The sequence below is a fragment of the Halobaculum sp. EA56 genome (genome assembly GCF_051195075.1).
Lineage (GTDB): Archaea > Halobacteriota > Halobacteria > Halobacteriales > Haloferacaceae > Halobaculum.
In genome coordinates, this window is record NZ_JBNTJX010000001.1 from 356315 (window position 1) to 369089 (window position 12775).

A 12775-nucleotide genomic window follows, 5' to 3' on the forward strand; every position below is an offset into this window, starting at 1 on the left:
CGCTCGCTCACTCCGTTCGCTCGCTCGCTCGACCGCGCTGTTTTTGCGGCGAGCGTCCGAACCCGATCACATGGCGAAGGCGACCGCGGACGAGACCGAGGAGTTCGGCGAGTGGCCGCTCAAGCGGCTCATGACCGAGGTGTGCGGCTCCGGTCCGAAGTCGGCCGACGACATGACCCGCGCGCAGGCGACGGAGGCGATGCGCCGCATCTTCGCGGGCGAGCCCGACGACACCACCCTCGGCGCCTTCTGGCTGGCGAACCGCTGGAAGCGCAACAACCCCGAGGAGCTGGCGGCGTACGTCGACGAGATGTGCGCCCGCGTCGAGTACGCCGAGCCCGACGCCGACCCCGTCGACTGCGGCGCCAACTACGACGGCAAGGGCGACACCGCGATCCTCGGCGCCGCCGCGGGCATCGTCGCCGCCGGCGCCGGCACGCCGGTGGTCGTCCACTCGGGCGACCGCGTGCCCACCCAGAAGCAGGACGCCTACAAGCACGTCCTCGACGAACTCGGGATCGCGACCGAGTTGACGCCGCGCGACTCCGCCGGGATGGTCGACGAGACCGGCTTCGGCTTCTACTACCAGCCCGCGTTCAACCCCGCCGTCGACGACCTGTTCGAGCGCCGCGACATGATGGGCGTGCGCACGTTCGTGAACACCGTCGAGACGCTCGCGAACCCTGCGGGCGCCTCCACACATCTCGGCTCGTTCTACCACCTCGCGTTCGCGAAGAAGGTGGTCGACACGTTCGTCGAGAGCGAGTTCCACGACCTCGACCGCGTCATCATGTTCCAGGGGATGGAGGGGTACGACGACATCCGTCCCGGGTACACCAAGGTGGCAGAATGGACCGCCGGCGACGGCGGCAGCGAGGGCGACTCCTTCACGGACTACGAGATCGAGACGCCCGAGTACGGCATGGACTTCGAGGAGGCGGACCTCGAGGTGGACGACGTGGCGGCCGACTCCGCCCGCATCACCGAGGAGGTCGTGACGGGCGAGCGCGAGGACCACTGGCGCGACGCGGTCGCGCTGAACGCCGCGTTCCGGATCTACGCCCGAGACGACGCCGACAGCCTCGACGAGGGACTGGAGGCGGCCCGCGCGGCCATCGACGACGGTTCCGCGGCGGCGGTGCTGGAGGACCTCCGCGCGTTCTGAGGAGCGCGGTCGAGTGAGTCCGCGAGCGACGCGAGCGCACGAACGAGACCGCGGAGGACGGCGTTCACGAATCGCTTCGCGATTTGTGAGCTCACGAGACCTCCGGTCTCGTGAACGGCGAGCTTGCGGGCGAGCCGCCCACAGAAAGCGCGGTCGAGCGAGCGAGCGAAGTGAGCGAGCGAGACCGCGACACACGGCGGTGAGGTCCCGGTGCCGAACCGCCCACGAACATCGCGCGGTCGAGCGAGGCGAGGGCGAGCGATAGCGAGCCCTCGATGCGAACGGCGAGCGAAGTGAGCGAGCGAGACCGCGACACACGGCGGAGCGGCACGGAGGCCGCTCCGCCCACAAACATAGCGCGGTCGCGCTCCCTCCCCCGACCTCCGCCGACACCCCCGCGTCCGCGGTTCTCACGCCTGAGACGCGGCGGGTGACGTTTATGCCCGCCGGGTGCGCGTCCCCACGCGTGCCCGTGGGACCGGCGAGCGTGTATCAGCTGTTCTTCCTCGCGGCCAGCGCCGTCGTCGTCCTGCTCGCGCTGTCGACCTACGTCCTCGGGCGGCTGATCGGCCACGAGCGCGCGCTCGGGGCGATGCTCGCGCTCGTCGCCGTCTTCACCGGCGTCGGCGCCGTGTTCGGCCTGCCGGCGGACGCCGCGACGCTCCCGCTGCTGCTCGGGTTCGCGTTCCTGTACGTCCCCGTCGGCGTCGGCGGCCTGCTCGCGAAGGGCGTCTCCGTGGCCCCCTGGCGGGACGTGTGCCGCCTGCTCATCGGCGGGTGGATGGCCGCGCTGGTCGTCGCGCTCGTCACGCAGGCGGCCGGCGCGTCGCTGCCGGCGCTCATCGGCTGGGCGCCCGGCCTGCTCGGCGTCGAGTGGTACCTCGGCTTCCTCGCGTACATGGCGCTGCTGGGCGTCGTCGCCGGCGGCTTCACGCTCGTCCTGATCGCGCGCGACGACGGCGCGGGCGCGCCGGCCGTCGCGGGCGGCTGACCGCCCGGGGCGCCGTCACTCGTCATCCTGCTCCTCCCCGTCCAGCCTGATCGCGACCCCCACGAGCGTCTGGCCCGCCGTCACCGTCGCCTCGCGGGCGACCGAGTAGACGACGCCCGAGCGGTCGGCGGTCGCCTCCTGGAGCACTTCGTAGGTCGTCGGGTCGTACACCTCGCCGACGTACCTCCCCTCGACGACCTCGTCGCCGACGGCGAGGTCGGCGGCGGCGCGGAACAGCCCGGACGCGTCGGCGGTCACCCGGCCGAGGTGGTTGCGCGCGCGGGTACCGCGCCACTCGGGCACGTCGCCGCCTACGCCGGACGAGTCCGACGAGCCTCGGCTCGCTTTGCTCGCCTCAGCGTCCGCCAGGACGCCCGCGTGCCGGAGCGCGCGCTTCGTCCCCGCGACGCCCGTCTCGATGGCGCCGTCGACGAGCTCCTTGTTGTGCGCGAGTTCGGGCGTGATCGAGGGGATCCCCTCCCGGGTGGCGGCGACGCGGAGCTTCCCCCCGAAGTTCCGGTTCTCCCACTCGTCGTCGGCGTCCTCGCCGGCCGACTCCGCGAGCAGGAGGTCCGTGCCGAACGCCTCCGCGAGCGCGCGGCACCCCTCGTCGCCCCGGAGGTACACCGTGTGGGTGAGCATGTCCCGGCTCCCGGTGTGGAGGTCGACGATGTAGTCGGCGTCGCCGGCGTACTCCCACAGCGTCGCCGCCATGCGCTCGTGGAGGCTCCCCTCCGCGTTCCCCGGCCAGCAGCGGTTCATGTTCGGGTTGACGGCGTCGTACGCCTCCGGGGTGGTGTACGACACCGTGTCGAAGGTGAGCGGGTCGGCGACGGGGACGACGTGGACCGTGCCCGCGAGGTCGGCGGCGACCAGGTCGTCGTGGAGCTGTCGACACACCGCCGCGCCGTTGATCTCGCGGCCGTGCTGGGCCGCCTGGACGTAGACTGTCGGCGAGTCGCCGGCTCCGTCCCCGCCCCCGGCCCCGTCCTCGCTCCCCCCGCCCCCGCCGTCCGCGTCGCCGTCGCCGGCGCCGCCGTCGGACGCGGGCGCGTACGTGTGGACCGTCGTCTCGATCGCGACGCCGGAGGGGAGGCGCGCGAGCGTCACGCGCTCGGCTTCGTGGTCGGCCATGGCGACCCTTCCCCCGCCGGCGGCTTGTAGCTGTGGCCCGCCGCGGGACGAGTCGAACGACTTTCCCCCCTGCGCGGACTCGGTGACGGTATGAGCGACGACCTGCCGCACGTCACGCTGCACACGACCCACGGCGACATCGAGATCGAACTGTACGCGGACCGCGCCCCGCGGACGGTCGAGAACTTCCTCAACCTCGCCGAGCACGACCCCGCCGCCGACGCGGAGCCCGCCCCCGACACGACGACGTGGGAGGACCCCGAGACCGGGGAGATCCGGGGCGACTCGCTGTACGAGGGCGTCGTCTTCCACCGGATCATCTCCGACTTCATGATCCAGGGCGGCGACCCCACCGGCACGGGCCGCGGCGGCCCCGGCTACGAGTTCGACGACGAGTTCCACGACGACCTGAACCACGACGACGCGGGGGTCCTCTCGATGGCGAACTCCGGCCCCGACACGAACGGCTCGCAGTTCTTCATCACGCTGGCGCCCCAGCCCCACCTCGACGGCCGCCACGCCGTCTTCGGCGAGGTCGTCGACGGGATGGACGTGGTCGAGGAGATCGGCTCGGTTCCGACCGACCGCAACGACCAGCCCCGCGAGGACGTGAAGATCGAGCGCGTGACGGTCGAACGGTAGAACCGCCTCCGGTCGTCGGTCTGAGTCGCCCTCGCTCACCGGTGGATGCCACCGGTGGTCGGTGGGTTCGGGGAGCCACTTGGAGGCCCGGTCCGTCACGGGGTCCGGGAGGGTGGTCGGGGCGACCGCGCCGACGCCGACGGTCGCGCCCGCGAGGGCGAGGCCGGCCCCGGGCTCAGACGTCCCGCAGGAAGTTCTCGATCACGTCGTGGCCGACCGCGGTGAGCACCGACTCGGGGTGGAACTGCACCGCCTCGATGGGATGGTCGCGATGGCGCACGCCCATCACCAGCTCCTCGCCCTCGTGGTCGGTCGTCGCCGTCACGGCGAAGCAGTCGGGCACCTCGGTCGCGATCAGCGAGTGGTACCGGCCGGCGCGGAAGCCCTGCGGGAGCCCCGCGAACACGCCCTCGCCGTCGTGGTCGACGGGGTACGCCTTGCCGTGGATCGGCTCGGGCGCGTGGCCGACGGACCCGCCGTACTCGTGGACGGCCGCCTCCAGTCCCAGGCAGACGCCGAGGGTCGGGACCTCGGGCGAGAGGTCCCGGAGAACGGGCATCGTCACGCCCACGTCGCGGTCGTTCTTCGGGTGCCCCGGACCGGGCGAGATGAGCAGCGCGTCGGGGTCGGTCCCGCGCACGTCGGCGAGGCTCGCGGCGTTCTTCAGCACCGTGACCTCCGGCGCCTCGCCGTCGATCCGCAGGTCCGAGACGTACTCGACGAGGTTGTACGTGAACGAGTCGTAGTTGTCGACGACCGTGACGTTCACCGCTCCACCTCCGGCGTGTCCGCCGAGGTCTCCGTCGCCCGCTCGCCCTCGTCGGCGTCGCCATCGCCCTCGTCGACCCGGATCCGGTCGACGGCGTCGAGCACGCCGGCCATCTTCTGTTCGGTCTCCTCGTACTCCGCGGCGGGGTCGGAGTCGGCGACGACGCCGGCGCCCGCGCGAACCGTGAGCGAATCCGTGTCGCCGTGCTCGACCGTCGCCGTGCGGATCACGATGGCGAAGTCGGCGTCGCCGGTCCAGGAGTAGTACCCGACGCCGCCGCCGTACACGCCGCGGGGCTCCAGTTCGAGGTCGTCGATCAGCTCCATCGCGCGCACCTTCGGCGCGCCCGTCAGGGTTCCCGCGGGGAACGTCGCCCGCGTCGCGTCGAAGGCGTCGGCGTCGGACGCGAGCGTGCCGGTGACCGTCGACTCGATGTGCTGGACGTGGCTGTACTTCAGGACGTTCATGAACTCCTCGACGCGGACGCTGCCGGCCTCGCTCACCCGCCGCACGTCGTTGCGTGCGAGGTCCACGAGCATCGTGTGCTCGGCGCGCTCCTTCCCGTCCGCGAGGAGTTCGCCCGCCAGCTTGCGGTCCTCGACGGGGGAGGTCCCCCGCCGGATCGTGCCCGCGATGGGGTTGGAGACGACGCGGTCGCCGTCCACCGAGACCAGCGTCTCGGGGGAGGCGCCGATCACCGAGCGGTCGCCGTGGCGCAGCAGGTACATGTACGGCGAGGGGTTCACCTCGCGCAGCGACGCGTACAGCCCGAGGTCGTCGACCGCGCCCGCCAGCGTCCGGGTGCGCGAGATCACGCCCTGGTAGATCTCGCCGTCGAGGACCGCCCGCTTCGTCTCGCGGACGGCCGCCTCGTACTCCTCGCGCGGGCCGGCGGTCTCGCGGTCGACGCGGACGCCCCCCGTCGCCGGCGGGCCGGCCGCCCGGAGGGTCGCCGCGACCTCGTCGGCCTCCGCGGCGAGGTCGTCGTACACCGCGCCGGGGTCGTCGTCCGGGCCGACGACCGGCGTGCACACCAGCGAGACGCTCCCCTCGCGGTCGTCGAACGCGAGCGTCCGCGTCGTCAGGACGAACTCCGCGTCCGGCACCACCGGGTCCGGCCGGTCGACGCCGACCTCCTCCAGCCAGAGGTCGTACACGGCGTCGTAGGCGAGGAAGCCCACGAGGCCGCCGTCGAGCGTCTGGCGGTCGTTGTCGGGGAAGCCGACCCGCTCCACGTCCGGGAGGGCGGCGCGCACGCGGTCGACCGTGTCGCCCGCGTCGGGGCCGCGCACGTCGACGTAGTCGGCGGCGGGTCCGAGGCGCTCCAGGTCGGTGCCGTCGGGGCCGACCGAGACGACCCCCTCGGGGTCGTAGCCGACGAACGAGAAGCGCGCGTGGCGCTCGGCGCTCCCGTCGGCGCCGCCGTCGCTCCGGGCGTCGCCGCCCCGGGCACGGGAACTCGGCGCGAACGCGCCGTCGGGGTCGCTGGAGGCGACCTTCTCGGCGCTCTCCAGCAGGAACGAGTGCTCCGAGCGGTCCGACAGCGCCGCGTACGCCGTCAGCGGCTCCACGTCGACGTCGAGGTCGGCGGTGGCGTGGACGACGCACGGGCCCTCGGCGCCCCCGACCAGGTCGACGAACTCGGCGCGCGAGCGCGCCAGCTCGCTCACTCGTACACCTCCTCGGCCTCGCCGAGCGCCCGGCCGGCGTTGCGGACGAACCGCGAGACTGCGGCGTGGTCCTTCGCGCCGGGGGAGCGCTCGACGCCGCTGGCCACGTCGACTGCGAACGGCTCGACCGCGGCCGCGGCGTCGGAGACGTTCTCGGGGGTGAGCCCGCCCGCGAGGATCACCGGCGAGACGAGGTCGCGGCGGAGCTCCGCAGCGGCCGTCCAGTCGCCGGTCTCGCCGGTGCCGCCGCCGCCGTCCTGGTCGGTGGAGTCGACCAGCAGCGCGTCGGCGGCCTCGTCGAGTTCGCGCGCGCGGTCGGGCTCGTCGTAGTCGACGACCGGAACGACCTTCGTCTCCGTCTCCGCGCGGATGTACCCGATCTCGTCGGGCGAGAACTCGCCGTGGAGTTGGACCACGTCGGGCGTCACCGTGCGCGCCGCGTCGACGGCGTCCTCGGGCGTCTCGGGCATCGTCACGAGCACGGTCGTCAGCAGCGGCGGCGCCGTCGAGGTCAGCTCCGCCGCCTGCGCGAGGTCCACCTCGCGGGGGGTGTCGACGGACACCGCCGAGATGACGCCGACGGCGTCGGCGCCGGCGTCGGCGACCGCCCGGAGGTCGGCGCCGTTGGTCACGCCGCAGATCTTCACGCGGACCATCAGTCCCGCAGCGCCGCGAACGTCTCGGCGGCGTCGCCGTCGTCGATGGCGGCGGCGGCCGCCTCGACGCCCTCTCCGATCGAGTCGGCGAGGCCGGCCACGTACACCGCGGCGCCGGCGTTCGCGAGGATCACGTCGCGCTTGGGGCCGGTCACCTCGCCCTCGACGATCCCGCGGAGGTCCGCCGCGTTCTCCTCGGGGCTGCCGCCGGCGATGGCCTCGACCGGCGCCGCATCCAGCCCCAGGTCGTCGGGGGTGAGGGTGTACTCGCTGACCTCGTCGCCGTCGACCTCGGCGACGGTCGTCGGGCCGTGGAGGGCGATCTCGTCCATGCCGTCGCCGTGGACGACGAGCGCGTGCTCGACGTCCATGTGGGTGAGCGACTCGCCGATGACGGGGACGAGGTCGTCGCTGTAGACGCCCAGCACCTGCGCGTCGGCGCCCGCGGGGTTCGTCAGCGGCCCGAGGACGTTGAAGATCGTCCGCATGCCCAGCTCCTTGCGCGGGCCGATGACGGCCTTCATCGCGGGGTGGAACACCGTCGCGAGCATGAAGCCGATGCCGTCGCGCTCGATCGCCTCCTCGACGGCCGGCGGCTCGGCGTCGACCTCGACGCCCGCGACCTCCAGCACGTCCGCCGACCCCGACGACGAGGAGACGGAGTAGTTGCCGTGTTTCGCGACGGTGACGCCCGCGCCGGCGGCGACGATCGCCGACGTGGTCGAGACGTTGATCGTGTCGTGGTCGTCGCCGCCGGTGCCGCAGGTGTCGACCAGCGGCCCCCGGTCGGGCTCGATCGTCCGGGCGGCCTCGCGCATCCCCTGCGCGAACCCGGCGATCTCGGCCTCGGTCTCCCCCTTCGCGCGCAGCCCCGCCAGCAGCGCGCCGATCTGTGCCTCGGTCGCCCCCTCGAACACGAGCGTCGACGCCTCGCGCGCCTCAGCGACGCTCAGGTCATCCCCCTCGGCGACCCGCTCGATGTAGTCCTGCATACTCATTGTGAAACACCTGTGTCGGTGTTGGTCGTACGATGTACGAATGTGTGCATCGGGATAAGGCTGTCGCGCCCCCGGGGCGTGGTCCCGTCGCGCACGCTCACGCGGCGTCGGATCCGCGGCACGGGGATGGCGTCGGATCCGGGGCTGGAGGGCTCGGACACGCGCCCGGGTGCGCGGGACGGGGGAGGGATCGCTCCCGGCTACTCCCCGGCGGCGTCGTCGTCGGCCCCGACGTCGTCGGGGGCGGTCGGGAGCTCCTCCACCTGCGACGCGAGCCGCGCGGCGTCGGCCGCGACCGTCTCGTAGTCGACGCCGGCCTCGTCCGCGACGGTGCGGAGGTGGGAGGCGAGCAGCGTCAGGGTCTCCAGGCCGGCCTGTTCGCCCTCGCTCCGGCGGGCGGCCGTCGAGTCGACGCGGTCGCCGCGGACCACGCCGACGTGGAGGGCGGTGAGGTCGTCGGCGTCGGCGAGGAGCGCCCGCGCCGCCGCCAGTTCCTCCTCGAAGGCCGGGTCGTCGGCCGCGCCGGAGTCCCCGTCCGTGCCGGACTCGTCGCTCGGGTGGGTGTCGTCGCTCACGGGCGGGACCACGGCGAGGACGTGCAAAAACGGTCGGATGTGGGCGGGCGGGGGTGCCCCGACCCGGGGGAGATCACTCCTCGGGGCGAGGACGGGCGGTGAACAGCGTCGGGACGATGCTGAACGGCTCGTACACCGACTGGTGGCACGGGCAGTACACCTCGTTGGCGGCGTTGAACTTCACGCCGCCCTCGGACTTCCACTTCGGGACGCAACAGAAGTGGGTGCACTTGTTGAGCCACGCGATGAACCCCTGGGCGGTGGACGCCTGTAGCCACGTCTGTACGTTCGAGGGAACCTCGTACGTCTCGCCGTCGGCGCCGCGGGCCTGGCCGTCCTCGGCGAGTTGCTCGATGACCGGCGAGCGGAGGATGGTGACCGGGATCGTGTCCTCGGTGTCCTGCGAGCGCCAGTTTCCGGTCGCCGGCTTGCCCAGCCCCTGGACGCCGACGCCGTTGCCCCAGCTCTCGTAGTCGGAGAACATGTCGACGGTGAAGCGGTCGCCGGCGCTCATCTCCTCGCTTTGCCACTGGTAGGCGGGGCTGGAGCCGACGTGGAAGTAGTTCTGCGACTCGAACGTCGGCTGGATACCCTGGTACGTCTCGACGCCGCAGTACTGGAACCACTCCGAGGAGTAGGTCTGCCCGCCCAGTTCCATCTCGGCGATCTTGACCTGAACCCCGCCCTGGCTCACCGTCTTGACGTCCGGCCAGACGCCCTTGATGTACCCGTCGGAGTCGATCTCGATGGGGATCTGCGGCATCCCCCGCGGCGCCGGGCCGTCGGTGTTCTCGATGGCCATCGCCTGCGTCGCCCCGCCGCCCTTCCCGGGCGAGGTGGTGACGCTGTTGATGGCGGCCGAGCCCGTGGCCCCCACGCCCGCGAGGGCCGCACCGCCAACGACCCCTTTGACGAACCGACGGCGGCCGGATTCGCCGGGGTACTTGTCCTCGTCTGCGCTCATAGCCCACGTTCGGGGGGCGCTACGCAAAAGCCTGACGAAAGGGCGAACCCAGCCGTCTTCCGTCGGTTCTCTCCGGTCCTGGGGCCCCCCGATCCGGGCGGCCCGGAGTTGGCCCCGCGGGCCGGTCGGGAGCCCTCAATAGCCGTACGAACCCGTCATAGCGAGCTACTTGTGGACGGAGGCACGTTCCCACACCGGCGGCCGCGTCCCCGTCGACGCCCGGCTGCCGGTTCCGTGTCCACGTCCCGCGCGGGTTCCAGCCCCCCGCGCGTGGTGCCGCGCGCCGCGCGGCTCACAGCCCCGCGCGGCGCGCTCCGTTCTGATGACCCCGCTGGTCGCCGCCCCGCCGACGCTCCACCCGGCCCCCCGAGAGCCGTCTCCGGGGTCGGTAGTGCCCGATCGATAACTCGGATCCGAAGGAATATCTCGCAAGTATTCCCCCTACCGGGACACATGTTGCCGGGGGACGAGCATGTGGGGTCATGTCATTCGACGCGCGGGACGTCGGTCGCGACGTCCGCGAGCTGGCGACGCTGCTCGGGGAGGTGTTGGAGCGACAGACCTCGACGGACGCCTTCGACGCCGTCGAGGAGGTCCGCCGCGCCTCCATCGACTACCGCCGGGGCGACGCCCCGGACCGGGAGCCGGTCCGGGAGCGCCTCGCCGGGCTGGACCCGGAGACGAAGCGGACGGTCGCGCGGGCGTACGCGGCCTACTTCGAGCTGGTGAACGTCGCCGAGGAGCGCGAGCGGGTCCGCGCGGTCCGGCGCGGCCGCGACGAGGGCGACCTCGGCGACGGCCTCGACCGCACCGCGGAGGCGCTGGCGGACGTGGACGCCGAGACGACCAGGCAGGTGCTCGAGGACGTCCGCGTCGTCCCGACGTTCACCGCGCACCCGACGGAGGCGCGCCGCAAGACGGTGAAGGCGAAGCTCCGCCGGGTCGCGGAGGTGCTGCGCGACCTGGACGAGCGCCGCCTCACCGACGCCGAACTCGACGGCCTGGAGCGCGACCTCGAGTCGGAGGTGGAGACGCTGTGGTCGACACGGCAGGTTCGCCCGCGCCGGCCCACGCCCACCGACGAGGCGCGCGACGTGCGCTGGTACCTGGAGAACACGCTGTTCGACGTGGCCGCCGAGGCGGAGGCCGCCCTCGCCGAGCGCGTCACCGAGGCGCACCCCGAACTCGACGCCGACGACGCGAGCAGCACCCTCGACTTCCGGTCGTGGGCCGGCTCCGACCGCGACGGCAACCCCTTCGTCACGCCCGAGGTGACGACCGAGACGCTCGACGCCCAGCGGGAGGCGGTGCTCGACCGCTACCTGGACGCGCTGGCGGACGTGAACGGCGCGCTCAGCCACGAGGGCGACCGGCTCACCCACACCGCCGCGTTCCGCGAGCGCGTCGCCGCCGACCGCGAGGCGGTCCCGGGCGTCGCCGAGGAGGCCGACGAGCGCTACCCGGCGGAGCCGTACCGCCGCGCAGTCACGGTGATCCGCGCCCGCGTCGAGCGCGTCGACGACCTCCGCCCCGGCGGCTACGACGACCCCGAGGCGCTCGCCGAGTCGCTGCGGGCGCTCGCGGACGACCTCCGGGCGAACGGCCACCACACCACCGCCGAGGAGCGGGTCGACCCGCTGGTGCGCCGGGTGGAGACGTTCGGCTTCTCGCTGGCGGCGCTGGACCTGCGCGACCACCGGGAGAACCACACCGAGACGGTCGGGGACGTGCTCGCCCGCGAGGGGCTCGACTACCGCGACATGGACGAGGCCGAGCGCGTCGAGACGCTCACCGAGTCCGTCGTCGGCGAGTCGGTCGGGAGCCTCGCGACCGACGGCGACGACCTCTCGGAGACGGGCGAGCGCGTCTGCGAGCGCTTCCGGGCGCTGGCGGAGTGGCACCGCGAGTACGGGGAGGAGGCCATCGACGCCTACTGCATCTCGATGACCGAGGAGCCCTCCCACGTGCTGGAGGTGCTGTACCTCGCGGACCTGGCGGGCGTCGTCGACCTGCCCGACCACTGCGGCCTCGACGTGGTGCCGCTTTTGGAGACGGCGTCGGCGCTGGCGAACGCCCGCGACATCCTGGGGACGCTCGTGAACAACGACGCCTACGGCGCGGCGCTGTCGGCGCGCGGCGACGTGCAGGAGGTGATGCTCGGCTACTCCGACTCCAACAAGGAGAACGGCCCGCTGGCGGCCGCGTGGGACCTCCACCGCAACGCCCGGCGGCTCGCGGAGGTCGCCGACGAGCTCGGCGTGGAGCTGCGGCTGTTCCACGGCCGCGGCGGCTCCATCTCCCGCGGCGGCGGCCCGATGAACGAGGCGATGCTGGCGCTGCCGCCGGAGACGGCCACCGGCGAGATCAAGTTCACCGAGCAGGGCGAGGCCATCGCCGAGAAGTTCGCGAACCCCCGCGTCGCCGAGCGCGAGCTCGAACAGATGCTCGACGCGCAGGTGCGCGCCCGCCTCCGGGCGCTCCAGGGCGACGTGCCCGACGTGAAACCCGAGTGGGAGGCCGCGATGGACGCCGCCGGCGAGGGCGCCCGCGCGGCCTATCAGGACCTGCTGGAGACGGAGGGCTTCGTCGAGTTCTTCGAGACGGCGACGCCGATCACCGTCATCGAGGACCTCAACATGGGCTCGCGGCCGGCCTCGCGCTCGGGCGAGCGCACCGTCGAGGACCTCCGCGCCATCCCGTGGGTGTTCTCGTGGACCCAGAGCCGCGCCATCCTCCCCGGCTGGTTCTCCACCGCCTCGGGGATCGACGCCTACCTCGACGACGGCGGCGACCTCGACACGCTCCGGGAGATGTACGACGAGTGGCCGTTCTTCCGGACGACGGTCGACCACGTCGCGCTGTCGCTGGCGCGCACGGAGCTGGAGATCGCCGCCGAGTACGCCGACCTCGCGCCCGACCACCTCCGCGAGGAGTTCTTCCCGCGGATCGAGGCCGAGTACGGGCGCGCGGTCGAGCTGGTCCGGGCGATCACCGGCCGCGAGGAGCTGGTGCGCCGCGAGTGGTTCGGCGAGAGCCTCGAGCGGCGCAACCCCTACGTCGACCCGCTGAACCTCCTGCAGGTGGACCTGCTCTCGCGCACCCACCTCACCGACGCCGAGGAGCGCGCGCTGCGGCTGACGGTGAAGGGCATCGCCGCGGGCATGAAGAACACCGGGTAGCGCTCCCGCCGCGGCCGGACGCGTCGCGGGAG

11 protein-coding genes are annotated in these 12775 nt (G+C 72.9%); 4 read left to right on the top strand and 7 right to left on the bottom strand.

All coding sequences use genetic code 11. The features are described 5' to 3' along the window. Nucleotides 1-70 precede the first annotated feature (70 nt). Both ACQUQ1_RS01900 and ACQUQ1_RS01905 read left to right on the top strand, forming a co-directional pair. Nucleotides 71-1165, top strand: coding sequence for an anthranilate phosphoribosyltransferase (locus ACQUQ1_RS01900; RefSeq protein WP_435062559.1), 1095 nt, complete (start codon nt 71-73; stop codon nt 1163-1165). A gap of 466 nt (nt 1166-1631) precedes the next feature. Then, a complete protein-coding gene (locus tag ACQUQ1_RS01905; RefSeq protein ID WP_435062560.1) occupies nt 1632-2156 on the top strand; it encodes a hypothetical protein in 525 nt (174 codons plus the stop codon). Between the two features lie 15 nt (nt 2157-2171). Here the strand turns inward: ACQUQ1_RS01905 and ACQUQ1_RS01910 are convergent, their stop codons facing one another. Continuing rightward, nucleotides 2172-3290 carry a succinylglutamate desuccinylase/aspartoacylase family protein gene (locus ACQUQ1_RS01910; RefSeq protein ID WP_435062561.1) on the bottom strand — a complete coding sequence of 373 codons (1119 nt, stop codon included), beginning with the start codon at nt 3288-3290 and terminating at the stop codon, nt 2172-2174. Between the two features lie 90 nt (nt 3291-3380). Between ACQUQ1_RS01910 and ACQUQ1_RS01915 the strand changes: the two genes are divergently transcribed. Next, the gene (locus ACQUQ1_RS01915) at nt 3381-3932 is read left to right on the top strand and encodes a peptidylprolyl isomerase (protein WP_435062562.1); all 552 of its coding nucleotides are present in this window, start codon (nt 3381-3383) and stop codon (nt 3930-3932) included. A 175-nt stretch (nt 3933-4107) separates the two neighbouring features. On the opposite strand, the gene trpG is transcribed toward ACQUQ1_RS01915, so the two are convergent. From trpG to ACQUQ1_RS01945, 6 genes are all read right to left on the bottom strand, one after another. Next, on the bottom strand, nt 4108-4701 hold the full coding sequence (gene trpG, locus ACQUQ1_RS01920; RefSeq protein ID WP_435062563.1) for an anthranilate synthase component II: 594 nt from the start codon (nt 4699-4701) through the stop codon (nt 4108-4110). Continuing rightward, entirely contained in the window at nt 4698-6371 is a 1674-nt protein-coding gene (trpE, locus tag ACQUQ1_RS01925; RefSeq protein ID WP_435062564.1) for an anthranilate synthase component I, read from the bottom strand. Before trpE ends, trpG begins: the two co-directional genes overlap by 4 nt. After that, nucleotides 6368-7027, bottom strand: a complete 660-nt coding sequence (locus ACQUQ1_RS01930; RefSeq protein ID WP_435062565.1) for a phosphoribosylanthranilate isomerase — start codon at nt 7025-7027, stop codon at nt 6368-6370. Before ACQUQ1_RS01930 ends, trpE begins: the two co-directional genes overlap by 4 nt. Then, nucleotides 7027-8019 (bottom strand): anthranilate phosphoribosyltransferase, encoded by a 993-nt coding sequence (trpD, locus tag ACQUQ1_RS01935; RefSeq protein WP_435062805.1) that lies wholly within the window; start codon nt 8017-8019, stop codon nt 7027-7029. The genes ACQUQ1_RS01930 and trpD overlap by 1 nt, the downstream gene beginning before the upstream one ends. Before the next feature lie 206 nt (nt 8020-8225). Beyond that, nucleotides 8226-8600, bottom strand: coding sequence for a hypothetical protein (locus ACQUQ1_RS01940; RefSeq protein ID WP_435062566.1), 375 nt, complete (start codon nt 8598-8600; stop codon nt 8226-8228). A gap of 73 nt (nt 8601-8673) precedes the next feature. Next, entirely contained in the window at nt 8674-9564 is an 891-nt protein-coding gene (locus ACQUQ1_RS01945; protein WP_435062567.1) for a ubiquinol-cytochrome c reductase iron-sulfur subunit, read from the bottom strand. Nucleotides 9565-10046: 482 nt separating this feature from the next. On the opposite strand from ACQUQ1_RS01945, the gene ppc reads away from it, so the two are divergent. Next, on the top strand, nt 10047-12743 hold the full coding sequence (gene ppc / locus ACQUQ1_RS01950; protein WP_435062568.1) for a phosphoenolpyruvate carboxylase: 2697 nt from the start codon (nt 10047-10049) through the stop codon (nt 12741-12743). Nucleotides 12744-12775 lie beyond the last annotated feature (32 nt).

Coding starts and splice junctions, on each gene's coding strand:
- ACQUQ1_RS01900 (WP_435062559.1), top strand. CDS start 71: ATGGCGAAGGCGACCGCGGACGAGACCGAGGAGTTCGGCGAGTGGCCG.
- ACQUQ1_RS01910 (WP_435062561.1), bottom strand. CDS start 3,290: ATGGCCGACCACGAAGCCGAGCGCGTGACGCTCGCGCGCCTCCCCTCC.
- ACQUQ1_RS01915 (WP_435062562.1), top strand. CDS start 3,381: ATGAGCGACGACCTGCCGCACGTCACGCTGCACACGACCCACGGCGAC.
- ACQUQ1_RS01930 (WP_435062565.1), bottom strand. CDS start 7,027: ATGGTCCGCGTGAAGATCTGCGGCGTGACCAACGGCGCCGACCTCCGG.
- trpD (WP_435062805.1), bottom strand. CDS start 8,019: ATGCAGGACTACATCGAGCGGGTCGCCGAGGGGGATGACCTGAGCGTC.
- ACQUQ1_RS01945 (WP_435062567.1), bottom strand. CDS start 9,564: ATGAGCGCAGACGAGGACAAGTACCCCGGCGAATCCGGCCGCCGTCGG.
- ppc (WP_435062568.1), top strand. CDS start 10,047: ATGTCATTCGACGCGCGGGACGTCGGTCGCGACGTCCGCGAGCTGGCG.